Annotated in this window: 22 protein-coding genes; 15 read left to right on the plus strand and 7 right to left on the minus strand. The window is 67.8% G+C overall.

Annotation, left to right across the window (positions count from 1 at the left end; translation table 11 throughout):
* Together LMJ29_RS15715 and folE are read right to left on the minus strand one after the other, a co-directional pair.
* Positions 1–522 (minus strand): chalcone isomerase family protein, encoded by a 522-nt coding sequence (locus LMJ29_RS15715; RefSeq protein WP_229606466.1) that lies wholly within the window; start codon positions 520–522, stop codon positions 1–3.
* Between the two features lies 1 nt (position 523).
* Positions 524–1,084, minus strand: a complete 561-nt coding sequence (gene folE / locus LMJ29_RS15720; protein ID WP_229606467.1) for a GTP cyclohydrolase I FolE — start codon at positions 1,082–1,084, stop codon at positions 524–526.
* A gap of 342 nt (positions 1,085–1,426) precedes the next feature.
* Here folE and LMJ29_RS15725 point away from each other — a divergent pair, with 342 nt between their 5' ends.
* Positions 1,427–1,933 carry a copper chaperone PCu(A)C gene (locus tag LMJ29_RS15725; protein ID WP_229606468.1) on the plus strand — a complete coding sequence of 169 codons (507 nt, stop codon included), beginning with the start codon at positions 1,427–1,429 and terminating at the stop codon, positions 1,931–1,933.
* 61 nt (positions 1,934–1,994) lie between these two features.
* Here LMJ29_RS15725 and gorA read toward each other — a convergent pair whose 3' ends face one another.
* Positions 1,995–3,353 carry a glutathione-disulfide reductase gene (gene gorA, locus LMJ29_RS15730; RefSeq protein WP_229606469.1) on the minus strand — a complete coding sequence of 453 codons (1,359 nt, stop codon included), beginning with the start codon at positions 3,351–3,353 and terminating at the stop codon, positions 1,995–1,997.
* Between the two features lie 152 nt (positions 3,354–3,505).
* Between gorA and LMJ29_RS15735 the strand changes: the two genes are divergently transcribed.
* The 3 genes from LMJ29_RS15735 to LMJ29_RS15745 all read left to right on the plus strand — a co-directional run bounded on the left by LMJ29_RS15735 (position 3,506) and on the right by LMJ29_RS15745 (position 8,109).
* Positions 3,506–3,736 (plus strand): hypothetical protein, encoded by a 231-nt coding sequence (locus LMJ29_RS15735; protein ID WP_229606470.1) that lies wholly within the window; start codon positions 3,506–3,508, stop codon positions 3,734–3,736.
* A gap of 1,151 nt (positions 3,737–4,887) precedes the next feature.
* The gene (locus tag LMJ29_RS15740) at positions 4,888–7,410 is read left to right on the plus strand and encodes a non-ribosomal peptide synthetase (RefSeq protein ID WP_229606471.1); all 2,523 of its coding nucleotides are present in this window, start codon (positions 4,888–4,890) and stop codon (positions 7,408–7,410) included.
* 276 nt (positions 7,411–7,686) lie between these two features.
* Positions 7,687–8,109 carry a VOC family protein gene (locus tag LMJ29_RS15745; RefSeq protein ID WP_229606472.1) on the plus strand — a complete coding sequence of 141 codons (423 nt, stop codon included), beginning with the start codon at positions 7,687–7,689 and terminating at the stop codon, positions 8,107–8,109.
* Positions 8,110–8,311: 202 nt separating this feature from the next.
* On the opposite strand, the gene galU is transcribed toward LMJ29_RS15745, so the two are convergent.
* Positions 8,312–9,151 carry a UTP--glucose-1-phosphate uridylyltransferase GalU gene (gene galU / locus LMJ29_RS15750; RefSeq protein ID WP_229606473.1) on the minus strand — a complete coding sequence of 280 codons (840 nt, stop codon included), beginning with the start codon at positions 9,149–9,151 and terminating at the stop codon, positions 8,312–8,314.
* 564 nt (positions 9,152–9,715) lie between these two features.
* On the opposite strand from galU, the gene LMJ29_RS15755 reads away from it, so the two are divergent.
* From LMJ29_RS15755 to hppD, 11 genes are all read left to right on the plus strand, one after another.
* On the plus strand, positions 9,716–10,747 hold the full coding sequence (locus tag LMJ29_RS15755; RefSeq protein ID WP_229606474.1) for an ABC transporter ATP-binding protein: 1,032 nt from the start codon (positions 9,716–9,718) through the stop codon (positions 10,745–10,747).
* A gap of 1 nt (position 10,748) precedes the next feature.
* Positions 10,749–11,690, plus strand: a complete 942-nt coding sequence (locus tag LMJ29_RS15760; RefSeq protein ID WP_229606475.1) for an ABC transporter permease — start codon at positions 10,749–10,751, stop codon at positions 11,688–11,690.
* A complete protein-coding gene (locus LMJ29_RS15765) occupies positions 11,680–12,486 on the plus strand; it encodes an ABC transporter permease (RefSeq protein ID WP_229606476.1) in 807 nt (268 codons plus the stop codon). The genes LMJ29_RS15760 and LMJ29_RS15765 overlap by 11 nt, the downstream gene beginning before the upstream one ends.
* Before the next feature lie 124 nt (positions 12,487–12,610).
* Positions 12,611–13,522 carry a LysR substrate-binding domain-containing protein gene (locus LMJ29_RS15770; protein ID WP_229606477.1) on the plus strand — a complete coding sequence of 304 codons (912 nt, stop codon included), beginning with the start codon at positions 12,611–12,613 and terminating at the stop codon, positions 13,520–13,522.
* Positions 13,523–13,636: 114 nt separating this feature from the next.
* A complete protein-coding gene (locus LMJ29_RS15775) occupies positions 13,637–14,581 on the plus strand; it encodes a hydroxymethylglutaryl-CoA lyase (RefSeq protein WP_229606478.1) in 945 nt (314 codons plus the stop codon).
* A gap of 17 nt (positions 14,582–14,598) precedes the next feature.
* Positions 14,599–15,783 (plus strand): CaiB/BaiF CoA transferase family protein, encoded by a 1,185-nt coding sequence (locus tag LMJ29_RS15780; protein ID WP_229606479.1) that lies wholly within the window; start codon positions 14,599–14,601, stop codon positions 15,781–15,783.
* A 56-nt stretch (positions 15,784–15,839) separates the two neighbouring features.
* Positions 15,840–16,364 carry a gamma carbonic anhydrase family protein gene (locus tag LMJ29_RS15785; RefSeq protein WP_229606480.1) on the plus strand — a complete coding sequence of 175 codons (525 nt, stop codon included), beginning with the start codon at positions 15,840–15,842 and terminating at the stop codon, positions 16,362–16,364.
* A 103-nt stretch (positions 16,365–16,467) separates the two neighbouring features.
* Positions 16,468–17,790 carry an MFS transporter gene (locus LMJ29_RS15790; RefSeq protein WP_229606481.1) on the plus strand — a complete coding sequence of 441 codons (1,323 nt, stop codon included), beginning with the start codon at positions 16,468–16,470 and terminating at the stop codon, positions 17,788–17,790.
* 96 nt (positions 17,791–17,886) lie between these two features.
* Entirely contained in the window at positions 17,887–19,173 is a 1,287-nt protein-coding gene (locus LMJ29_RS15795; protein WP_229606482.1) for an OprD family porin, read from the plus strand.
* A gap of 109 nt (positions 19,174–19,282) precedes the next feature.
* Entirely contained in the window at positions 19,283–19,915 is a 633-nt protein-coding gene (maiA, locus tag LMJ29_RS15800; protein WP_229606483.1) for a maleylacetoacetate isomerase, read from the plus strand.
* A 152-nt stretch (positions 19,916–20,067) separates the two neighbouring features.
* Complete coding sequence (gene hppD / locus LMJ29_RS15805) at positions 20,068–21,144, plus strand: 4-hydroxyphenylpyruvate dioxygenase (RefSeq protein WP_229606484.1); 1,077 nt, start codon at positions 20,068–20,070, stop codon at positions 21,142–21,144.
* A gap of 136 nt (positions 21,145–21,280) precedes the next feature.
* Here the strand turns inward: hppD and chrA are convergent, their stop codons facing one another.
* The 3 genes from chrA to LMJ29_RS15820 form a co-directional block, all read right to left on the minus strand.
* Positions 21,281–22,645 carry a chromate efflux transporter gene (gene chrA / locus LMJ29_RS15810; protein WP_229606485.1) on the minus strand — a complete coding sequence of 455 codons (1,365 nt, stop codon included), beginning with the start codon at positions 22,643–22,645 and terminating at the stop codon, positions 21,281–21,283.
* Positions 22,642–23,580 (minus strand): chromate resistance protein ChrB domain-containing protein, encoded by a 939-nt coding sequence (locus LMJ29_RS15815; RefSeq protein ID WP_229606486.1) that lies wholly within the window; start codon positions 23,578–23,580, stop codon positions 22,642–22,644. The genes chrA and LMJ29_RS15815 overlap by 4 nt, the downstream gene beginning before the upstream one ends.
* A gap of 88 nt (positions 23,581–23,668) precedes the next feature.
* Complete coding sequence (locus LMJ29_RS15820) at positions 23,669–24,445, minus strand: IclR family transcriptional regulator (RefSeq protein ID WP_229606487.1); 777 nt, start codon at positions 24,443–24,445, stop codon at positions 23,669–23,671.
* Positions 24,446–24,505 lie beyond the last annotated feature (60 nt).

The raw sequence follows: 24,505 nt of genomic DNA on the forward strand, positions 1-24,505 counted from the left end.
TCAGGGTGCGGCGGCGCCCAGCAGCCTGGCGCGCAGCTCGGGGTTGCGCGTGCGGGCATCCAGCCAGATGGAGAAGAAGGTGCGGGCGAACTCCTCGTCGCGCACCTCGTGCTGCAGGCGGTCGCCGGCGTAGAAGCGCGCGCCGAGGCCCGGCAGGTACACGCCGGTGATGCGCGAGCCCGGCGCGGTGTCGACGAAGGCGCGGCGCATCTGCGCGGCCCAGCCGGCGAGCCGCGCCGCGTCGTAGCGGTCGCCATGCAGACGGCGGATCTCGTCGAGGCTCACCTCGACCAGTCGCTCGCGGCCGATCGCGCGGTGGTAGATCAGTTCGAGGGCGAACGGGCTGCCGGCGGCGAAGCGCGCGGCCGGGCTCCACAGCCGCGCGCTGTACAGACGGAAGCCGAACACGCTGAGCTCGCCCTCGCCGACCAGGCGGGCCCCGGGCAGCGCCTCGCGCCAGTTGCCCAGTGCACTGCCGCTGAGCAGGCAGAGCGCGAGCAGCGCGATCCGCAACCCGGGCATGTCAGTGTCGCCGGCCGATCAGCTGGAGGAACTCGTGGCGGGTGTTGCAGCTCTCGCGGAAGGCACCGAGCATCACCGAGGTGTTCATCACCGAGTTCTGCTTCTCCACCCCGCGCATCATCATGCACATGTGCTGCGCCTCGATCACCACCGCCACGCCGGCGGCGTTGGTGACGCGCTGGATCGCCTCGGCGATCTGCCGGGTGAGGTTCTCCTGGATCTGCAGGCGGCGGGCGTACATGTCGACGATGCGCGCCACCTTGGACAGGCCGAGTACCTGGCCGGTGGGGATGTAGGCGACGTGGGCCTTGCCGATGAAGGGCAGCAGGTGGTGCTCGCACAGCGAGTACAGCTCGACGTCGCGGACGATCACCATCTCGTCGTTGTCGGAGGCGAACAGCGCGCCGTTGACGATCTCCTCGAGGGTCTGCTGGTAGCCGCGGCAGAGGTACTGCATGGCCTTGGCGGCGCGTTCGGGGGTATTCAGCAGCCCCTCGCGCTCGAGGTTTTCGCCGAGGCCGACGAGGATGCCGCGGTAGTGATCGGACAGGTAGTCGTTCATCGCACAGGCCCTCGCAGAGAAATGGCAGGGCTCAGTGTTGCGTCACCGGGTACCTGACAAGTTGCGACGACGCTCCAGCTGAACCCTGGCTAAAACCTATACCAGAACATAAAATCTGTACAATAAAATTATACAAGATTCGCCATGCCGTCTGATTATCCCAGCGAATATGCCGTCCACACGAATCGCAACACGGCATCGCGGACGATATTTGTATAGATTTTTGCGTGCAGGGCGTAACCGTGACGCTATGCGCGCCTGGGTCGCCTGCTGGGCGGCCGGTACGCTGTGCTATGGTGCACGGGCTTCGCCCCCTGGGCCCTGCCATCACAAGGAACCCCGATGCTGATCCGCACCCTGAGCCTCGCCGCCCTGCTCGCCTTTGCGCTGCCGAGCTTCGCCCACGACTACAAGGCCGGCGACCTGACCATCGACCATCCCTGGTCCCGCGAGCTGCCGCCCAACGCTCCGGCCGGTGCCGCCTACTTCACCCTGAAGAACCCGGGCGCCGCCGCCGACCGCCTGCTCGGCGCCAATACGCCGCGTGCGCAGAAGGCCGAACTGCACACCCACGTGCATCAGAACGGCCTGATGAAGATGCAGCGGGTCGCCGCGGTGGAGATCCCCGCCAAAAGCGAGGTGGCCTTCCAGCCGGGCGGCAACCACGTGATGCTGTTCGGCCTCAGCCAGCCGCTCAAGGCCGGCGAGCAGTTCCCGCTGACCCTGGAATTCGAGAAGGCGGGCAAGGTCGAGGTGCAGGTCAAGGTGGAAGGCGCCGACGGCCATCACATGGGCCAGGGCATGGACCATCAGATGCCGATGGAGCACGGCGACCATCAGGGTCACTGACCCCCTAACTCGAACGACGAGGCCCACCGCTCCGGTGGGCCTCGTCGTTTTCAGCGCAGACTCAATCCGCGCGCGGCGTGCGCAGGGTGACGAACTCCTCGGCGGCGGTCGGGTGGATGCCGAGGGTTTCGTCGAACACCGCCTTGGTGGCGCCGGCCTTGAGCGCCACGGCCAGGCCCTGGATGATTTCCCCGGCCTCCGGGCCGACCATATGGCAACCGAGCACGCGATCGCTCTCGGCGTCCACCACCAGCTTCATCAGGGTGCGTTCGGGGGACTCGGTGAGGGTCAGCTTCATCGGCCGGAAGCGGCTCTCGAACACCTTGACCTTGTGGCCCTGCTCCAGCGCCTGCTGCTCGGTCAGGCCGACGGTGGAGATGTTGGGCAGGCTGAACACCGCGGTGGGGATCTGCGTGTAGTCGACCGGGCGGTACTCCTCCGGCCGGAACAGCCGGCGCGCCACCGCCATGCCCTCGGCCAGCGCCACCGGCGTGAGCTGCAGACGGCCGATGACGTCGCCGATGGCGAGGATCGACGGCACGCTGGTGCGGTATTCGTCGTCGACGGCGATGAAGCCGCGCTCGTTCAGCGCCACGCCGGCATTCGCCAGGCCCAGGCCGTCGAGCATCGGCCGCCGGCCGGTGGCGTAGAACACGCAATCGGCTTCCAGCACGCGACCGTCGCGCAGGGTGGCGCGCAGGCTGCCGTCGTCCTGCCGCTCGATGGCGGCGATGTCGCTGTTGAACTGCAGGTCCATGCCCTTCTTGCGCAGTTCCTCCTCCAGATGCGTGCGCACCGCCTCGTCGAAACCGCGCAGGAAGCGCTCGCCGCGGTACAGCAGGCTGGTCTGCGCGCCCAGGCCGTGGAAGATCGAGGCGAACTCGACGGCGATGTAGCCGCCGCCGACCACGAGGATGCGCCTGGGCAACTGCTCCAGGTAGAAGGCCTCGTTGGAGGTGATCGCCAGCTCGCGGCCGGGAATGTCCGGCACCTGCGGCCAACCGCCGACGGCGATCAGGATGCGTTCGGCGCTGTAGCGCTGGCCGTTCACTTCCACCTCGTGGGCGCCGACGAGGCAGGCGTGGCCCTCCAGCAGGGTCACGCCGCTGTTGACCAAAAGATTGCGGTAGATACCGTTGAGGCGCTGGATCTCGCGGGTCTTGTTGCCGATCAGGGTCGGCCAGTCGAAGCGCGCACCTTCCAGCGACCAGCCGTAGCCGCGCGCCTGCTCGAACTCCTCGGCGATGTGCGCGCCGTAGACCAGCAGCTTCTTCGGCACGCAGCCGACGTTCACGCAGGTGCCGCCCAGGTAACGGCTCTCGGCCACCGCCACCCTGGCGCCGAAGCCCGCGGCGAAGCGCGCGGCGCGCACGCCGCCGGAGCCGGCGCCGATGACGAACAGATCGAAATCGTAGGACATGTTTACCTCCTTGCAGGCTGGGCAGCATACCGGAGATCGGGCAATTCCGGGTCATGGCCGGCTACCGGGGCGGCCCCTCCAGAACACGGTTTCGGCCACGTCCGGCATCCCTCCGCCGAGGCTCGACGTCGGTCGTGCCTGCACACCGGACCGTGGCCGTTATTTCCTTACCCATCTTATCTGCAGCGGCATTTATTTCATCAAAAGCCGCCCTTTATCGCCGCCTCGACTCCCGTGCTCCGCGCTCTGCTCACGCCAACCCTATAACGGACGATTGGAATATGGATGTCATCCTGGAAAAGAAAGCGGTCTACCGAATCGCGCCTGCAAGTTCATTCGAGCGCGAAGAAGCGATATTTTTTAATATCGTTTTCTCTTGCTGAGCCAATTGGTCATGGCCTCCAGTTCCTGCCATTTCGTCTGCCGGATAAAAGGCAGACACCCTGCTTTACGAGGGAACGGCACGTTCGCCACTACCACCCCATGCGCCTGCGGCGCCCGTTCCAGGCGGCTTCGCGCTTGCACCCCCAGGTACGGAATACGCCGCTGTTCACTTCTCAAACAAGGCGGATTCTCACCTGAAGGGCTTTCGACAGATTGGCAGGCCGTCCAGATCCGGCACTTTCAGGACCACCCGGCGAGGCGGGAACCCCGGCCGCCGGCGCCGGTCATCTTCTATAGGAGATATATTTATCAAGGAGAGCTGGAAGATCGGCATCCCAGCTCAGGGAGGAATTACTGATATGCCGATCGCTCTCACTACAGGAAGAGGTCAGTCAAAGACAGGATTCAACTTCAGCGTTTCCCAAGACGCTGGATAATTACAGTGCAGGACACTCCTCCAGGAGTCCAATAATGCATTTATCAGCTAACCGGTTACTCACGAAGGACAGGGAAGCAAAAGTAGAAGAAAACAACTCAGCAATCGGCAGAACACCGCCATCGACATCGCCTCGCGACGCTCGCCTGAAAATACCCCGCCCCACCCCGCACCCCACGCCACACGCGCTGCAGAGCACGCGGCTCTCCGCCCCGCGCGAAGGTGTCACCCCGCCCTGCAGCATCAAGGACCGCGCCGTTGCCACCCGCTCGCTGACGCCGCGCTGCGTCCCTGCCGTGGCCGCCTTCCACGAGTCCTTCCAGCTGCGCCTGTGCCCCACGCGAGCACTCCATGCCCAGCGCGGCAGCGCCGCACCCAGCGGATATTCCCGGCAGCGCCTCGAGCATCGTTCCGCCCTTGCGGAGCGGGGCGAAAATCGCCGCGGTCGTCCTGAGAGCCGGGCACGAAGCCCGCGGGGCATGCCGGAAACGGTTCATGACCCACGGACGGTCCGTCGCCGGCTGCAGCGCCGGGACCTGCATGGCGACAACGCGGCTGGCGCCGAAGAAGAGGGCATCCCGAAAGCCCACGGCGCCAATCCTGCGTCCGGACTGCGGCAGCAAGGCCGACACACCCCCCAGCGCGCCGGGCAGCAGACCGGCAATAGGGACTTCGCGATGCGCTGGAGCGGGAAACCGGCAAGGGAGAACCGAAATGAACACACGCACATTCCACGAACGTGACATCGCCATTGCCCGCGGCCGGCAGTTCTGGCGCGATGTCCTGCTCGACTGCAGCTTCGGCGCCCTGCCGCGCTGGACCCGCACCCCGCGGCCCGGCGTCGCCGAGCACGAAACGGTGGTGCCCGATGCCCTGGTGGCGGCCTTGCGCGACCTGGCGGAGGAACTCGCGCTGCCGTTCGGCACGTTGCTGCTGAGCGCGCACGCCAAGGTGCTCGGCGTGCTCTGTGGCGAGCGCGCGGTAACCCTCGGCTACGCCGTGGGGGCCCGCGCGCCCTTGCCGCTGCATATCGACCTCGAACCCGGCGCCTGGCGCGATACCCTGCGCAGCATCGCCCGCGCGGAGGCGAGATTGCAGTCGCACTGGGACTTTCCGGTCGACGCCCTCGGCCGCGAGCTGGGCCTCGCCGCGTCGCTGTTCGAAACCGTGTTCGAGCCGCTGCCGGACGACGCGGGCGCACCGGCCGCCGGCATCGTGCTGCGCGTCGGCTTCGCGCAGGGCGAGCGCCTGGTGCTGCGCCTGCGCTACCGCACCGACGTGCTCGACGAGCAATGCGCCGCGCGGATCGCCGGCTACCATCTCAACGCCCTTGCGCTGATCGCCGCCGATCCGGACGCCGAGCACGCGGGCCAGTGCCTGCTCTCCGCGCAGGAGCTGCGCTTGCAGCTCTATGGCCTCGCCGGGCCGGCGCGGCAGCTGCCGAACCGACGGGTCCACGAGCTGTTCGAGGAGCAGGTTCGCATGCACCCGGACCGCATTGTCGCCATGCACGGCGGGCGGCAGCTGACCTATCGCCAGCTCAATGCCCGCGCCAACCGGCTGGCGCGCATGTTGCGGGCCCACGGGCTGCAGCGCGAAGGCGTCGTCGCGGTGGTGGCCGGGCGCAATCTGGAGTGGATGAGCGCGGTGCTCGCCATCTTCAAGGCCGGTGGCGTCTACCTGCCCATCGAGCCGCACTTTCCCGCCCGCCGCATCGCGAGGACCCTCGGCCGCGCCGGCTGCCGACTGGCGCTGGTGGAGCGCGGCACCCGCGCGATACTTGGCGGAACCCTCGGCCGGCGGAGAATCCAGCGGCTCTTCACCGACGCCCTGGAGGTGGGGGGCTTCGCCGCCACCGACCTCGACATCGCGGTCGCGCCCCACCAGCTCGCCTACATCTGCTTCAGCTCCGGTTCGACCGGCGAGCCCAAGGCCGCGATGTGCGAGCACGCGGGCATGCTCAACCAGCTGTTCGCCAAGATCGACGACCTGCAGATCGACAGCGACAGCGTGGTAGCCCAGACGGCGCCGCAGAGCTTCGACATCTCGCTGTGGCAACTGCTCTCCGCACCGCTGGTCGGCGGACGGACCCTGCTGATCGAGCAGGAGGCGATCCTCGACGTCCCGCGCTTCGTCGACACCCTCGTCGAAGGCCGGGTTAACGTGCTGCAGGTCGTGCCCTCCTACCTCGACGCCGTGCTCTCCTGGCTGGATCGACATCCTCGCGAGCTGCCGGATCTGCGCCTGGTGGCGGTCACCGGCGAACCGCTCAAGAAGGAGCTGACGCGGCGCTGGTTCGCGGTCCAGCCCGGCATCCGCCTGGTGAACGGCTATGGGCTGATCGGGACCTCCCACGACACCCATCACGAGGTGATGGAGGACGTGCCCCGCCATGAGCGCGTGCCGCTCGGCCGACCGGTCAACAATACCCATGTCTACGTCGTCGACGAGCAGCTGTCGCCGGTGCCGCTCGGCGCGCCCGGCGAGATCGTGTTCTCCGGAATCTGCGTCGGCCGCGGCTATATCGACGATCCCAAGCGTACCCAACGCGACTTCCTGGACGATCCGCACAAACCCGGGCAGCGGCTGCACCGCAGCGGCGACTGCGGCCGCTGGTTGCCCGACGGGAAGCTCGAACTCCTCGGTCGCCTGGACTCGCAGATCAGGATCGGCGGCTTCCGGGTCGAGCTCGACGAGATCGAGGACCGGCTGTCGGGCCTGTCCGGCATCCGCGACGGTGCCGTGGTGGTCGCCGAGCGGCCCGGTCGCGGCAGGCACCTGGTGGCGTTCTACTCCGGCGAGCGGCCGCTCGACGCCGCTGCGCTGCAGAGGCAGCTTGGCGAGTCGCTGCCCCGCCATATGCTGCCGTCGGCATTGCATTGGCGCCGCCGATTGCCCCTGACGGACAGCGGGAAGATCGACCGCAAGGCGTTGCGCCGGCTCGCCGAAGCGCTCGACAGCGCCAGACTGGAGCGCGAGCGGGCGCGCATGTCGAGCGGCCAGCGCCGGGCGGGCGTATGGCCCGGATTGCTGGGCGCGGCGGCGGAGCAGATCGAGCGCAAGGGGCACTCCTTCGACCTGGGCAAGCGGGCGCTGGCGGCGCAGCGGCTGGCGGCAGGCGAGGCCGAGCCGGTGGCGGCGTCGCCCAATCCTCGTCCCGGCGAAGCCCTTGTCGATTGCTGGACCTGGCAGGAGGCCTACCTGAAAGCCCGTGACGCGGGTCCCGCCAGCCGCTGAAGGGTTTCCCTTCCCTTGCCAGCGATCCCGGACGGGGCTCGCTCGCCCCCACCTGCCCTCGCAGGCCGTCGGCAATGTCGGTGGGTCGATGAGGGGCAGGCAGGCGCCCGGCGCCGCCAGGCTGCATACTGGCAGAGCGGCGCAGCGGGACCACCGTTGGCCCGCAGTGCCGCGATGCCCGGTCCGGCCCGCATGGGATCACGGCGAGAGGGACCGGGAAACCGTGCCCGCGGTCCGCGCGGGCGGGACCACCAGGCGCCAGCGGGAGGAGCAGCGATGGCCACCACCCTCACCCATATCGCGCTGCACGTGCCGGACCTCGACGCCTGCATCGCCTTCTACCAGGACTTCTGCGCCATGCGGGTGATCCACGAGCGCGCCGGCAAGGGTTCGCGCATCGTGTGGATGGCGGAACCGGGCAAGGAGCACCAGTTCATCTTCGTCATCATGCCCGGCGGCGCCCCGCGCGAGCTGGCGATGGACGACTACAGCCACTTCGGCTTCGCCATGGATAGCCGCGCGGCGGTGGACGCCGTCGCCACCCGCGCCGCCGCGGCCGGCTGCCTGATCTGGGCGCCGCGCGACGAGCCCTACCCGGTCGGCTACTACTGCGGCCTGCGCGACCCGGCCGGCAACTATGTGGAGTTCAGCTACGGCCAGCCGCTGGGGCCTGGCTCGGAGGCGATGCCGATTCCCTGAGAGCCAGCTCACGATCTGCTACGCGTCGGCCATGCGGCGTTGAAACGCAGCGAAGCGGAGTAACAGCCGCAGGCTGGCCCGCAGGGTGAGCGAAGCGAATCAATCGGTTTCGCTGGGCTGCCTGGTTCTAGCTCGCCAGAACGTGAACTGGCTCTGAAACAACGAGGCCGCCCGTGGGCGGCCTCGTCGCGAAAGCTCAGCCTCAGTAGGCCTTGCCGGACTTGTACAGGTTCTCGAAGCAGAAGTTGGTGGCCTCGACGTAACCTTCGGCGCCACCGCAGTCGAAACGCTTGCCCTTGAACTTGTAGGCCAGCACGCAGCCTTCCTGGGCCTGCTTCATCAGCGCGTCGGTGATCTGGATCTCGCCGCCCTTGCCGGGCGGGGTCTGCTCGATCAGGTCGAAGATGTCCGGGGTCAGGATGTAGCGACCGATGATCGCCAGGTTGGACGGCGCGTCTTCCGGCTTGGGCTTCTCGACCATCGCGTTGACCCGGTAGATGTCCTCGCGAATCATCTCGCCGGCGATCACGCCGTACTTGTTGGTCTCCTCGCGCGGCACTTCCTGGATGGCGACGATGGAGCAGCGGAACTGCTTGTACAGCTTGACCATCTGCGCCAGCACGGCATCGCCGTCGAGGTTCAGGCACAGGTCGTCCGCCAGGACCACGGCGAACGGCTCGTCGCCGATCAGCGGGCGGCCGGTGAGGATGGCGTGGCCCAGGCCCTTCATCTCGATCTGGCGGGTGTAGGAGAAGGTGCACTCGTCGAGCAGGCGACGGATGCCGACCAGGTACTTCTCCTTGTCGGTGTCGCGGATCTGGTGCTCGAGTTCATAGCTGATGTCGAAATGGTCTTCGATGGCGCGCTTGCCGCGACCGGTGACGATGGAGATCTCGTTCAGACCGGCATCCAGAGCCTCCTCGACGGCGTACTGGATCAGTGGCTTGTTCACCACCGGCAGCATTTCCTTGGGCATGGCCTTGGTTGCGGGCAGGAACCGGGTGCCGTAGCCGGCAGCCGGGAAAAGGCACTTCTTGATCATCTGAGAGAAGCCTTAGCGATAGGAGGGTTCTGGGGCGGCAAGTCTAATGAGGGCGCAAGCACCTTACAATGCGCGTCACCCTCTCCAACGCATAGTTTTAGCGGGTTGTGCCGGTTTGTGCCGCCCCGCTCCACCCCTCCCTCCACGACCTGTCCAACTTGGGAATTTATGCGGTGGGTGGTAGTCTAAGGCTGCCCCTCCAAATCATTATGTTAAATACCGCATTTGAAAATCACGTTCCGCCTGCGCCCCCCCGCCGCCCACCCCTATGGCGTGCCGACGGCGCCGGCGCCCTGGCAGCGCGAACGGGGCTGGCAACAGCAACTAAGCTGAAATTCGCGAGCCACCGTGCAGTCGGTGAACCGGCGCCGATCCCCAGGGGAAGGATGTCGACCCGCGCTGCCCGAGGCGGCCTGGTCCAGGATCAAGGACAAGATCGAGACGCGCGGATCGTCTTCCGAGCGCCCCCAAGTCGATGATGGCGAGGAGCCCTCCCCCGCCGCTGGAGCCGGGACTACATCTCGAACATGGGCGGGCCTGGGCGCCCGCGTGCGGAGGCAGGGTATGGCCAGCGCCGTGCAGTTCACCGAGGTCTCGCGCATCTATGGCGAGGTCAAGGCCATCGACCGGGTCTCCATCGACATCGCCGACGGCGAATTCTTCTCCCTGCTCGGCCCTTCGGGTTCGGGCAAGACCACCTGCCTGCGGCTGATCGCCGGCTTCGAACAGCCGAGCGCCGGCAGCGTGCGCATCCAGGGCGTGGAGGCCGCCGGCCTGCCGCCCTACCAGCGCGACGTCAACACGGTGTTCCAGGATTACGCGCTGTTCCCGCACATGAGCGTGCGGGACAACGTCGCCTACGGCCTCAAGGTCAAGGGCGTGGCCCGCGCCGAACGGCTGGGACGCGCCGAGGAGATGCTGGGGATGGTCGCCCTCTCCGGCCTGGGGGGACGCAAGCCGGCGCAACTTTCCGGCGGCCAGCGTCAGCGCGTGGCGCTGGCCCGCGCGCTGATCAACCGGCCACGCGTGCTGCTGCTCGACGAGCCGCTCGGCGCCCTGGACCTCAAGCTGCGCGAGCAGATGCAGAGCGAATTGAAGAAGCTGCAGCGCCAGCTGGGCATCACCTTCATCTACGTCACCCACGACCAGGGCGAGGCGCTGTCGATGTCGGACCGGGTGGCGGTGTTCAACAAGGGGCGCATCGAACAGGTCGACACTCCGCACAACCTCTATCTGCGGCCGGTCAACGCCTTCGTCGCCGAATTCGTCGGCACCTCCAACGTGCTGCGCGGCGAGCTGGCCCAGCGCATGGCCGGTGGCGCGGCGCTCATCTCGATCCGCCCCGAGCACATCCGTCTGGCTGGCGGCGAGCCGTTGGCGACCGACGAGGTGGAGGTCGACGGCCTGCTGCACGACATCCATTTCCTCGGCGCCGCCACCCGCTACGAGCTGCAGCTGGAAAACGGCCAGCGCTTCACCGTCTACCAGTCCAACGACCGCTGCGCGCCCCTGGCGCTGGCCCACCGCACCGGCGAGCGGGTCACCGCGCGCTGGCCGCGCGCCGCCATGGTGCCGCTGCAGGGCGAGGGTCTCTGAGATGCGCCCTGCCCCCGCGCCCCGGGAATCCGTCAGCCCGCTGCGCCAGCTGGCCGATGTGCTGTACCGCCGCCCCAACCTGTACCTGGCGCTGCTGCTGGTGCCGCCGCTGCTGTGGTTCGGCGTGGTCTACCTCGGCTCGCTGCTCGGCCTGTTGTGGCAGAGCTTCTATACCTTCGACGACTTCACCATGGCGGTGACGCCCGAGCTGACCCTGGCCAACCTCAAGGCGCTGTTCCAGCCGGCCAACTTCGACATCATCCTGCGCACCCTGGCGATGGCCATCGCGGTGACCATCGCCAGCGCCGCGCTGGCCTTCCCCATCGCCTACCACATGGCGCGCTACACCAGCGGCAAGACCAAGGCGTTCTTCTATATCGCGGTGATGCTGCCGATGTGGGCCAGCTACATCGTCAAGGCCTACGCCTGGACCCTGCTGCTGGCCAAGGGCGGCGTGGCCCAGTGGTTCCTCGAGGCGCTGCACCTGCAGCCGCTGCTGCAGTTCGTCCTCGGCATTCCCGGCGTGGGCGGCAGCACCCTGTCCACCTCGCACCTGGGGCGTTTCGGGGTATTCGTCTACATCTGGCTGCCGTTCATGATCCTGCCGATCCAGGCCGCCCTCGAACGCCTGCCGCCCTCGTTGCTGCAGGCCTCGGCCGATCTCGGCGCCACGCCGTGGCAGACCTTCCGCACCGTCGTCCTGCCGCTCTCGGTGCCCGGCATCGCCGCCGGCTCGATCTTCACCTTCAGCCTGACCCTCGGCGACTTCATCGTGCCGCAGCTGATCGGCCCGCCCGGCTACTTCATCGGCAGCATGGTCTACGCCCAGCAGGGGGCGATCGGCAACATGCCGATGGCCGCCGCCTTCACCCTGGTGCCGATCGCCCTGATCGCCGTGTACCTGTCCATCGTCAAGCGACTGGGGGCCTTCGATGCACTCTGAGCGCGCCTCGTGGGGACTGCGGATCGCCGCGTGGGGCGGCCTGCTGTTCCTGCACTTCCCGATCCTGATCATCCTGATCTACGCCTTCAGCACCGAGGACGCCGCGTTCAGCTTTCCGCCGCAGGGCTTCACCCTGCGCTGGTTCGCCGTCACCTTCGCCCGCCCGGACGTACTGGAGGCGATCCGCCTGTCGTTGCAGGTGGCGGCGCTGGCCACCCTGATCGCCATGGTCCTCGGCACCCTGGCCGCGGCGGCGCTGTACCGTCGAGACTTCTTCGGCAAGGAAGGCGTCTCGCTGCTGCTGATCCTGCCCATCGCGCTGCCCGGCATCATCACCGGCCTGGCCCTGCTCGCCGCGTTCAAGCAGCTCGGCATCGAGCCGGGGGTGTTCACCATCGTGGTCGGTCACGCCACCTTCTGCGTGGTGATCGTCTACAACAACGTGATCGCCCGCTTCCGCCGCACCAGCTACAGCCTGATCGAGGCCAGCATGGACCTCGGCGCCGACGGTTGGCAGACCTTCCGCTACATCATCCTGCCCAACCTGAGCTCGGCGCTGCTGGCCGGCGGCATGCTGGCCTTCGCCCTGTCGTTCGACGAGATCATCGTCACCACCTTCACCGCCGGCCACGAAAAGACCCTGCCGATCTGGCTGCTCAACCAGCTCGCGCGACCGCGCGATGTGCCGGTGACCAACGTGGTGGCCATGCTGGTGATGCTGGCGACCATGCTGCCGATCCTGATCGCCTACTACCTGACCAAGGGCGGCGAAGGCGTGGCCGGCAGTGGCAAGTGACGCGCCTGGCAACCAGTGATGCGGAACCCGACACTTCGCCAGCGCCGGCGCCTGCCAGGTGTTTCCCGCCTGGCGTGGCCTTGCCGTAGACTCGCGGGCCGGCCCAGCAACCAGAGTCAGACCCATGTGGCAGATCGATCCCGTCTCCCTGCGGCTGTTCATCGCCGTCTGCGAGGAAGGCGCCATCGCCCGCGCCAGCGAGCGCGAATTCATTGCCCCCTCGGCGGTGAGCAAGCGCATTGCCGATATCGAGGCCGCCTTCGGCACGCCGCTGCTGCTCCGCAGCAAACTCGGCGTGGTGCCCACCCCGGCGGGCCAGGCCCTGCTGCGCCACGCCCGCCAGCTGATGCGCAGCATGGAGCGCCTGCAGGGCGAGCTGAGCGAATACGCCGAGGGCGCGCGCGGTCACGTGCGCATCCTCGCCAACGTGTCGGCGATCATGGAGTTCCTGCCCGAGGAGCTGTCCGACTTCATGCTGGCCAACGCCAACATCCAGGTCGACATCGAGGAGCGCTTCAGCGCTGACGTGGTACGCGGCGTGGCCGAAGGCAACGCCGACCTCGGCATCTGCCGCCGGTCGATGGCCACCGGCGACCTGGAATTCATCCCCTACCGCCGCGACCACCAGGCGGTGGTGGTCAACGCCAGCCACCCGCTGGCCGGACGGACCAGCATCGCCTTTCGCGAGACCCTGGACTACGACCACCTGGGCCTGTCCGCCTACGCCACCCTCAACGCCTTCATGCGCCGCACCGCCGCCGAAAGCGGCCACGAGCTGCGTCTGCGCACCCACGTGTCGTCCTTCGATGCCGCCTATCGGCTGATCCAGGCCGGCCTGGCCATGGGCATCTTCCCGCGCGAGGCGGTGGAGCGCTACGCCGGGCTGTTCGGCCTGCACGTCATCCCCCTGGAGGACGACTGGGCCGAGGGCGAGTTCGTCATCTGCGTTCGCGATGCCGAAGCCCTGTCGCTGTCCGCCAAGCGCCTGCTCAACCACCTGCTGGCCCGCCTTCCCGCTGCGGGAAGCGCGGCCTAGAGCGACTCCCGATCCATCGCGGTTGACGATGGATCGCCCCGCCAAATACGTCTTTTCGCTGCGGGGGCGGCTCCCTAGTCTTGGCCCAGGTCAATCCAGACTGAGAGCCACGCAATGACAAGAATAACGATCAACGAAGTGGGCATGCGCGACGGCCTGCAGAGCCTGCAACGCATCATGGCCACCGCCGACAAGTGCAAGTGGATCGACGCGGCCTACGCCGCCGGCGTCCGCCACATGGAGGTCGCCTCCTTCGTTCCCGCCAAGCTGCTGCCGCAGATGGCCGACGCCGCCGCGGTGGTGGCCCACGCCCTCACCTACCCCGACCTGTTCGTCACCGTCCTCGCTCCCAATCTGCGCGGTGTCGAGAACGCCCTGGCCAGCGGCGCCCAGCGCATCGTCGCGCCCATCTCGGTCAGCGCCGCCCACAGCCTGGCCAACGTGCGCCGCACGCCGCTGGAGATGGTCGAGGAGTTTGCCCGCATGTGCGAGCTGCGCAGCAGCTGCGGGCGCCACGACGTGCAGATGATGGCCGGCATGTCGGTAGCCTTCGGCTGCACCCGTCAGGGCGAGGTGCCGCTGGCCGATCTGTGCGCGCTGACCCGCCAGGTGCTGGAAACCGGCTGCGACTTCGTATCGCTGGGCGACACCACCGGCTATGCCACTCCCGGCCAGGTCGGCGCGACCCTCGAGGCGGTGCGCGCCATCGCCGGCGACCGGCTCAGGGCCGCGCACTTCCACGACACCCGCGGCCTGGCGCTCGCCAACTGCCTGGTCGCCGTGCAGCACGGCATCCGCGAGCTGGACTCCTCCCTGGCCGGTCTCGGCGGCTGCCCGTTCGCGCCCGGCGCCTCGGGCAATGCGGTGAGCGAGGACCTGGTGTTCATGCTGGAAAGTATGGGCTACGACACCGGCATCGACTTGCAACGGCTGATCGACTCGCGCGCCCTGCTCGTCCAGGCGCTGCCCGGCGAGCCGCTGTACGGCTACATCGCCCGCGCCAGCCTGCCCAGGAACTTCCGCCAGGCCGCCCTGCAGGCCGTCACCCCCGCCGCATAACTCGGAGACAACCCCCAATGTCGCAACTTCCGCTCGACGGAATCCGTGTCGTCGAAATTTCCCACATGGTCATGGGTCCGACCTGCGGGATGATCCTCGGCGACCTCGGTGCCGAGGTGATCAAGGTCGAGCCGATCCGTGGCGACGGCACCCGCCGTCTGCTCGGCGCCGGCGCCGGCTTCTTCCGCACCTTCAACCGCAACAAGAAATGCATCGCCGTCGACCTCGACGCCCCCGCCGGCCGCGAGGCGGTGCAGGCCCTGCTCGACAGTGCCGACGTGTTCATCGAGAACTTCAAGCCCGGGCGTATGCACGGCCTCGGCTTCGACTACGAGACCCAGCGCCAACGCAACCCCAAGCTGGTCTACGCCTCGCACAAGGGTTTCCTCAACGGCCCCTACGACAAGCGCCTGGCGCTCGACGAGGTGGTGCAGATGATGGCCGGCCTGGCCTACATGACCGGCCCGGTCGGCCGCCCGCTGCGTGCCGGCACCTCGGTCAACGACATCATGGGCGGCATGTTCGGCGCCATCGGCGTGCTCGCCGCGCTCAACGAGCGCAATCGCACCGGCCTGGGCAAGGAAGTGCAGAGCGCGCTGTACGAGAACTGCGTGCTGCTCGCCGCCCAGCACATGCAGCAGTACGCGGTCACCGGCGAGCCGGCCGCGCCGATGCCCAACCGCATCAGCGCCTGGGCGATCTACGACGTGTTCGAGTTCGCCAACGGCGAGCAGATGTTCGTCGCCGCCACCGGCGAGGGCCAGTGGACCACCCTGTGCAGGCTGCTCGACCAGCAGGCGCTGCTCGACGACCCGACCCTGGCCACCAACAACGACCGCGTGCTGCAGCGCCCGCGCCTGCTCGCCCACCTCGGCGAGGTGTTCGCCACCCTCGACGCCAAGGCTCTGGCGCCGCAGCTGGAGGCCTACGGCATCCCCTTCGCGCCGATCCGCAAGCCCGAGGAACTGTTCGACGACCCGCACCTGATCGAGAGCGGCGGCATGGTCAAGCTGGAGCTGGAGGACGGCTCGACCACCGACATGCCGCTGCTGCCGGTGGCCCTCGACGGCCAACGCCTGCAGCCGCGCCGGCCGATCGCGCGCATCGGCCAGCACACCCGCGAAGTAATGGCGCAGGCCGGCCTCTCCGCCGCACAGATCGACATGCTGCGCGACGCCGGCGTGCTGCGCACCGAAGACTGAAACCCATGGCCGGCAGCCGAGCCTGCCGGCCTCACCAGAAACAGCGGAGTTACCCGATGGCTATCTACCAATATGACGAACAGCGCCCGGACATCCACGCCAGCACCTACGTGGCCGAGGACGCCACGGTGATCGGCAAGGTGGTGCTGCGCGAGGGCGCCAGCGTCTGGCCGCAGGCGGTACTGCGCGGCGACAACGAGCTGATCGACATCGGCGCCGGCAGCAACGTGCAGGAAGGCGCGGTGCTGCACACCGACCCGGGCTTTCCGCTCCAGGTCGGCGACGGCGTGACCATCGGCCACCAGGCCATGCTGCACGGCTGCAGCATCGGCGAGGGTTCGCTGATCGGCATCCAGGCGGTGATCCTCAACGGCGCGGTGATCGGCCGCAACTGCCTGGTCGGCGCCGGCGCACTCGTCACCGAAGGCAAGGTGTTCCCCGACAACTCGCTGATCGTCGGCGCGCCGGCCAAGGTACTGCGCGAGCTGGATGAGGCGACCATCGCCAAGTTCCACAGCAATGCCGCGGACTACGTGGCGCGCGGGCAGAAACACAAACAGAAGCTGGTGCGTATCGCCTGATCCATCCGGGCTGCCGCCTGCCGCGGCATCCCGGCTTGCGTTGCAAATAAAACAGCGCCACGAGCGCGAATGTCTCCAACAATTACAACAACGGAGCAACACCATGGTCGCCATGACAGGTGTAGTAGGAGTCACCCACAACGAAGAGCAGCTCAAGGAGCTGCTCCTCTACCGCCGCGTGGCCTGGCGCATCGTGCCGCTGGCCATCGTCTGCTTCCTGTTTTCCTATTTCGACCGCATCAACATCAGCTTCGCCAAGGCGCAGATGCAGGCCGAGCTGGGCCTCAGCGACGCCGCCTACGGCCTGGCGGCGAGCATGTTCTTCATCGGCTACGTGCTGTTCGAGGTGCCCAGCGCCGTCGGCCTGAAGAAGTACGGCGCTCCTGCCTGGATCTGCCGGATCATGATTTCCTGGGGCCTGGCCACCGCCGCGCTGATGTTCGCCTACACCCAGTACACGCTGTACTTCCTGCGCTTTCTGATCGGCGTGATGGAAGCCGGCTTCGGCCCGGCGATCCTGTTCTACCTGGCCTGCTGGTTCCCCAAGAAGTACCTGGCGCGCATCAACGGCCTATGGTTCCTCGCCGTGCCGCTGGCCGGCGCGGTTGGCGCCCCGGTCGCCGGGCTGATCCTCGACAAGCTCAACGGCTTCCTCGGCCTGGCCGGCTGGCACTGGCTGTTCCTGCTTTCCGGCCTGCCCTGCGTACTGCTTGGCCTGATCGTGCTGTGGAAGCTGGACCGCGACATCCAGTCGGCCCGATGGCTGAGCAGCGACGAGAAGGCCATCCTGCAGCGCAACCTGGAACAGGACGGCAGCAAGCGCACCGCCGCCGCCCACGGCTCGCTGTGGAAGGTGCTGCTGACTCGCGAAGTGGCACTGTTCGCCCTGATCTACTTCAGCATCAAGCTGGCCGCCTACGGCCTGAACTTCTGGATGCCGCACCTGATCGAGCAGTCCGGCATCAAGGAGCCGACCTGGGTCGGCGTGCTGACCTCGCTGCCCTACGTCGTCGCCTGCATCGGCATGGTACTGGTCACCCGGTGCTCCGACCGCAGCGGCGACCGCAAGTCCTGGCTGCTCGCCTGCATGCTGGCCTCGGCCGCCGGCTACTTCCTCGCCTGCCTGTTCTCCGGCAACTCGCTGGTGATGATGCTCGCCCTGGTACTGGCCACCGCCGGCTCGTTCATCGCCATCCCGGTGTTCTGGACCATCCCGCAGTCGACCTTCAGCGGCCTGGCCATCGCCAGCGGCACCGCGGCGATCAACTCGCTCGGCCAGCTCAGCGGCATGGTGGCGCCGGTATGGGTTGGCTACATCAACGACCTCACCGGGCAGACCTGGATGGGCATGCTGTCCATCGCCCCCCTGCTGCTGCTCAGCGCCGGGCTGATCGCCCGCTACGTGCGCAACCCGCAACCCGCCTGATCCAACGCCGCTCTGCCAGGGAGCCGGCCCGCCCGGCTCCCCGGGGATCGCTCGCCCCGAAGTTGGGGTTTCACCTGAAGTGCATGAGACAAGACAATGATAATAAAGCCTCATCATCTGATCGGTACGTCGCTGGGCATCGGCCTGGGCGTCCTGGCTCCGGGCGCCTTCGCCGCCTTCGTCGAGGACGGCAAGGGCAGCCTGGAGCTGAAGAACTTCTATTTCAGCCGGGATTTCCGCGACGCCGGCGCCCGCCAGTCCAAGCGCGAGGAATGGGCCCAGGGCTTCACCCTGCGCCTGCAGTCGGGCTTCACTGAGGGACCGGTAGGCTTCGGCCTGGACGCCATCGGCATGCTCGGCGTCAAGCTCGACTCCAGCCCGGATCGCACCGGCACCGGCCTGCTGCCGCGCGGCTCGGACGGTCGCGCCGAGGACGACTACGCGAAGCTGGCCCTCACCACCAAGGCCAGATTCGCCGACAGCGTGCTGCAGTACGGGGGCCTCAGCCCCACCCTGCCGCTGCTGTTCGCCAACAGTAGCCGGCTGTTCCCGCAGGTGTTCACCGGCGGCCAGTTGGTGTCCAAGGACATCGACAGACTGACCGTAACCCTCGGCCGGGTCGACAAGGTCAAGCAGCGCGACTCCTCCGACTCCGAGGAGCTGACCACCATGAGCCAGCTGGGCGGCTACTCCACCAGCGTCACCAGTGACAGCTACACCTTCGGCGGCCTGGACTACCAGCTGCTGCCCCACCTGCTGGTGAGCTACCACCACAGCGAACTGGAAGACTTCTACCGCCGCGACTTCGCCGGCCTCAAGTTCTCCACCCCGCTCGGCGCCGGCAAGGCCTTCGCCGAGCTGCGCTACTACGCCGCCCGCGAGAGCGGCCGCGAGCTGGTCGGCGAGGTGGACAACCGCACCTTCAGCAGCAACTTCGGCTACAGCATCAAGGGCCACACCTTCAGCGGCGGCTACCAGAAGGCCGACGGCGACACCGCCTACGCCTACGTCGGCGGCAGCGACACCAACCTGTTCAGCGAGATGCAGGTGAGCACCTTCTCGCTGGCCAACGAGCGCGTCTGGCATGCCCGCTACGACTATGACTTCGCCGCCGTCGGCGTGCCCGGGCTGACCTTCAGCCTGCGCTACGTGAAGGGCGACGAGGTCGATCCGACCAATATCCGCACCATTGAGGCGACGCAGCTGCGCGCCAGCGGCAAGCAAGGCAGCGAGTGGGAACGAGCGACCGACCTGGGCTACGTGGTGCAGAGCGGCCCGCTGAAGAACCTCGGCCTGCGCTGGCGCTACGCGACGAACCGCTCGGACTACGCCGACGGCGCCGACGAGCACCGGGCTATCCTGAGCTATACGGTCAATTTCTGAGCATAGACCGGCGAGGCGCCTTTCCGCTTGACAGCGCCGCTCTCAACCCGCAAATTCCTCAAAACGGAATTGCGTTACGCATAAAACAATTAGTTACGAGCACGCATCGATGGACCTCTACACCTATTACCGCTCCACCGCCTCCTATCGCGTACGCATCGCCCTGGCGCTCAAGGGCCTGGAGGCCCGCCACATTCCGATCAACCTGGCACCGAACGTCACCGAGCAGCTGCAGCCGCCCTACCGCTCCATCAACCCGCAGTGCCGCGTGCCGGCACTGCGCACCGACGACAGCGTGCTGCTGATCCAGTCGCCGGCGATCATCGAATACCTCGAGGAGATCTATCCGCAGTTCCCGCTGCTGCCCAGCGATCCCGTCGAACGCGCCCAGCGGCGCGGCGTGGCGGCGCTGATCGGCTGCGACATCCATCCGCTGCACAACGTCGCGGTGCTCAACCGCCTGCGTGGCCTGGGCCTGGACGACGGACAGGTGCAGGGGTGGATCGCCCACTGGATCGGCGAGGGCCTGCGCGCCGTCGAGGCGCTGATCGGCGACGAGGGCTTCTGCTTCGGCGAGCCGGGTCTGGCCGACGTCTACCTGCTGCCCCAGCTGTACGCCGCACGGCGCTTCAGCGTCGACCTGTCGGCCTACCCGCGCATCGCCCGCGTCGAGCGCCTGGCCCTCGAACACCCGGCCTTCATCAAGGCCCACCCGGACGCCCAGGCCGACAAGCCGGCCTGAGCCAACACCCATGAAAATCCTCGGCCTCAAGTTGCTGATCGGCGATTTCCTCGCCCGTAGCGTCCGCGGCGTGCCCTGCGCGCCGCCGGCGCCAGCGTTGTTCCGCTGACCTGCCAAACTCAAATACAACAAGATTCACGCGAGATACCGAGATGACCGATCTTTTCGAAAACCCCATGGGCCTGATGGGCTTCGAGTTCATCGAATTCGCCGCCCCGACGCCGAACACCCTGGAACCCATCTTCGCCATGATGGGCTTCACCAAGGTCGCCAACCATCGCTCGAAGAACGTCGAGCTGTACCGCCAGGGCGACATCAACCTGATCCTCAACAAGGAGCCGAAAAGCCTCGCCTCCTACTTCGCCGCCGAGCACGGCCCGTCGGCCTGCGGCATGGCCTTCCGGGTCAAGAACTCGCACCAGGCCTACGCCCGCGCCCTGGAGCTGGGCGCCCAGCCGGTGGATATCCCTACCGGGCCGATGGAGCTGCGTCTGCCGGCGATCAAGGGCATCGGCGGCGCGCCGATCTACCTGATCGACCGCCACGGCGAGGGCAACTCGATCTACGACATCGACTTCGAGTTCATCGAAGGCGTCGACCGGCATCCGCAGGGCGCCGGCCTCAAGCTGATCGACCACCTCACCCACAACGTCTACCGCGGGCGCATGGCCTACTGGGCGGATTTCTACGAGAAGCTGTTCAACTTCCGCGAGATCCGCTACTTCGACATCAAGGGCGAGTACACCGGCCTGACCTCCAAGGCGATGACCGCGCCGGACGGCCTGATCCGCATCCCGCTCAACGAGGAATCCTCCAAGGGCGCCGGGCAGATCGAGGAGTTCCTGATGCAGTTCAACGGCGAGGGCATCCAGCACGTGGCCTTCCTCACCGACGACCTGATCAAGACCTGGGACGCCCTCAAGGGCCTGGGCATGCGCTTCATGACCGCGCCGCCGGCGACCTACTACGAGATGCTGGAAACCCGCCTGCCGAACCACGGCGAGCCGGTCGAGGAACTGCAGTCGCGCGGCATCCTGCTCGATGGCACCTCCGAGGGCGGCGAGCGCCGCCTGCTGCTGCAGATCTTCTCGGAGACCCTGCTCGGCCCGGTGTTCTTCGAGTTCATCCAGCGCAAGGGCGACAGCGGCTTCGGCGAGGGCAACTTCAAGGCGCTGTTCGAGTCGATCGAGCGCGACCAGATCCGCCGCGGCGTGCTGAGCACCGAGTAACCACCCTTCCCCTCACCCGCTCGCGGGTGAGGGCTCCAGGAGAGGGCTCTCACGGTGCCCCCTATTTCTCCTACGGCAATCCGGACGGCCTGGCAGCTTGAGTCCGGATTGCCGTTTTTCTTTGCGGCCCGCCGCCTCAGCCGCGCAGCAGATGCAGCGCCAACCCCACCAGCGCACAGCCCAGCAGCACCTGGATGACCCCGCGCTTGAAGCGGAACAGCGCCACCGCGGCGGCCAGGGCGATCAGCGCCGAAGGCCAGTCGAAGCTGCCGGCAAAACCCTGCGGCCAGAGCACGTGGTAGCCGAAGAACAGCGCGAGGTTGAGGATCACCCCCACCACCGCGGCGGTGATGGCGGTCAGCGGCGCGGTGAACTTCAGCTCGTTGTGGGTCGACTCGACCAGCGGCCCGCCGGCCAGGATGAACAGGAACGACGGCAGGAAGGTGAACCAGGTGACCAGGCTGGCGGCCACCGCGCCGGCGAGGAACGCCTGGTCGGCGCCGAACATCGGGTGCACGTAGCCGCCGACGAAGCCGACGAAAGCCACCACCATGATCAGCGGCCCCGGCGTGGTTTCGCCCAGCGCCAGGCCGTCGATCATCTGCGCCGGGCTCAGCCAGCCGTAGTGGCCCACCGCGCCCTGGTAGACGTAGGGCAGCACCGCGTAGGCGCCGCCGAAGGTGAGCAGCGCCGCCTTGGTGAAGAACCAGCCCATCTGCGTCAGGGTGCCGTGCCAGCCGTAGAGGGCGGTCAGCAGACCCATCGGCAGGCTCCACAGCAGCGCGCCCACAGCCAGCAGTACGGCCAGGCGCGGCCAGCGGAAACGCGCATGCGCAGGCGCCGGGGTGTCGTCGTCGATCAGCGCCGGGCCGAAGGAGTGCTTGGCCGCGCCATGTCCGCCACCGGCGCGGAACTTGTCCGGGGCGATACGACCACCCCAGTAACCGATCAACGCCGCGCCCAGCACGATCAGCGGGAAAGGCGCCTCGAGGGCGAAGATCGCCACGAAGGAGGCCGCGGCTATCGCCCACAACCAGTTGTTCTTCAGCGCCCGCGAGCCGATGCGATGGGCCGCGTGCACCACTATCGCGGTCACCGCCGGCTTGATGCCGTAGAACAATCCCACCACCACCGGCACCTCGCCGAAGGCGAGATAGATCCACGACAGCGCGATCAGGATGAACAGCGAGGGCAGCACGAACAGTCCGCCGGCCACCACGCCGCCCCAGGTGCGGTGCATCAGCCAGCCGATGTAGGTGGCCAGCTGCTGGGCCTCCGGGCCGGGCAGCAGCATGCAGTAGTTGAGCGCGTGCAGGAAACGCCGCTCGGAAATCCACCGCCGGCGCTCCACCAGCTCCTGGTGCATGATGGCGATCTGCCCCGCCGGGCCGCCGAAGCTGATGAAGCCCAGCTTGAGCCAGAAGGCGAAGGCCTGCCAGAAGCCGACGGGAGCCGGCGGGAGTGCCGCGCTCGCGGCCTCCTCGGTCAGGGACTGGGTCATGTCGCGGGTACTCCTTTGTCGAAGCTGGCCAGCAGGCCGTCGAATACGGCGCAGGCGGCGGTCAGCAGGGAATCGTCGTCGTCGAGGGTGGCGCGCAGGCCGGCCAGCACGCTCTCGATGCCGCTGGCCTCGGGCGGCTGCACCCCGCCGACGTCGAGGTAGTGGACCAGGCGACCCAGGCGCTCGACAGCCGGCTGCTCCAGGCCGAAGCTGGCCGCCAGCACCTCGAAGGTGACGCGGTTGCCGACATGGCTGAAGGTCGCGCCATCGAAATCGAAGCCCAGCGCCTCGGCCGGGCAGTCGGCGGGGCTGGCCAGCCAGAGGATGCGCGCCTGCGGATCGATGAAGCGGCGGATCAGCCAGGCGCTGGCCAGGCGATCCACCCAGGGACGGCGCCGCGTCGCCCAGCTGCGGCCCCGATAGTCGGACGGGCAAAGCCTGGCAATCTCTGCCGCCATGGCGCGCGGCTCGTCGGGCGAGAGGATGCGTGCGCAGTTCAGCTCCAGGTCGTGGAGGACGCTGTCGGTCTGCCGCTGCGCCTCGCCGTGGAAGAAATCGATCTCGACCAGGCCGGCGAAGGCCTTGCGCAGCTTGCGCGCCTGGCGCAGGACGTCCTGTACATTGCCGGCCGCCAGCGCCTCGCGCGCCTGCGCGACATCGGCCAGCAGGGCCGCGTAGTCGTCGCTGCGATCGAACAGCGCGGCGAAGTCGGCGCCAGCCGGCTCCTCGACGCGCAGCACGTGGGCGGTGCCGCCACCCTCGCGAACCACGCCCGCCAGGCCCTCCAGGGTGGCGCGGCAGTCCTCGCGTTCGGGCATCAGGTAGACGCCGTCGCGCAGCACGGCCGCGCCGCTGGCCTTGAGCGCGCGCCAGGCCCGTTGCCGAACGGTGGCGTTCTCGGTGGGCAGGGAAAGGATCAGAGCCAGAAGCTTCATATGTAGAGATCAACTCAAAGTTGATATGACCTCTACATAGTGGGCATTCGCCTCTTCGTCTGCAAGCGGTGCTTTACGGCAGGCGGTCTTAACCGCCCATCCGCGCGCTGATTTCCCGGGCGACCTGCAGCAGGCGCTCGGCCTGGGCGCCCTGCGGATCGGCGGCGAAGCCCGGCGCGGTGCCGACCACGGTCACCACCCCGACCAGCTTGCCGCCGGCGCCGAACAGCGGCGCTGACAGCGCGTTGACGCCCGACATCAGCAGCCCGTGCACGTGGTGCAGGCCGCGCGCGCGGATCTGCGCGCGCAGCGCTTCCAGCTCGGCGGCATCCGGAGCGCCCGGCTCGGCCAGCGCTTCGGCCTGCAGGGCGGCGGTCTCCACCGCCGGCAGGAAGGCGTCGAACACCAGGCCGGTGGACGAGCCCAAAAGCGGCAGCACCGAGCCCATCTGGGTGACCACGGTCACCGCGCGCACCGCCTGCTCGACATGCACCACGGTCGGCCCCTTGTTGCCCCACACGGCGAGGAAGCAGGTCTCGTTGAGCGCATCGCGCAGCTCGACCAGACGCGGCAGCGCCACCTTGCCGACGTCCAGGCGGCCGATGGCGGCCAAGCCGACGAACAGCGCCTCGCGGCCCAGGCCGTAGTGGCCGGTGGTCTCGTCCTGCTCGGCGAAACCGCTGGCGATCAGCGCCTGCAGGTAGCGGTGCACCTTGCTCGCCGGCATGCCGACGTGCTCGGCCAGGCGCGACAGCGAGGTGGCCGGCGCCAGTTCGGCCAGGCCCTTGAGGATGTCGGTGCCGACCTCGGCGGACTGCACCTTCTGCCGGCGCGGAGCCTCCGCGCGCGCGGTTTCGCTTGTCATGGTCCTTCCTGTGCGTGGCGATGGATGGCGAATTCTACGCTTGACGCTCTCGGAGACGCG

Origin of the sequence: Pseudomonas oryzagri (assembly GCF_020831405.1) — a bacterium.
Taxonomy (GTDB): Bacteria; Pseudomonadota; Gammaproteobacteria; order Pseudomonadales; family Pseudomonadaceae; genus Geopseudomonas; species Geopseudomonas oryzagri.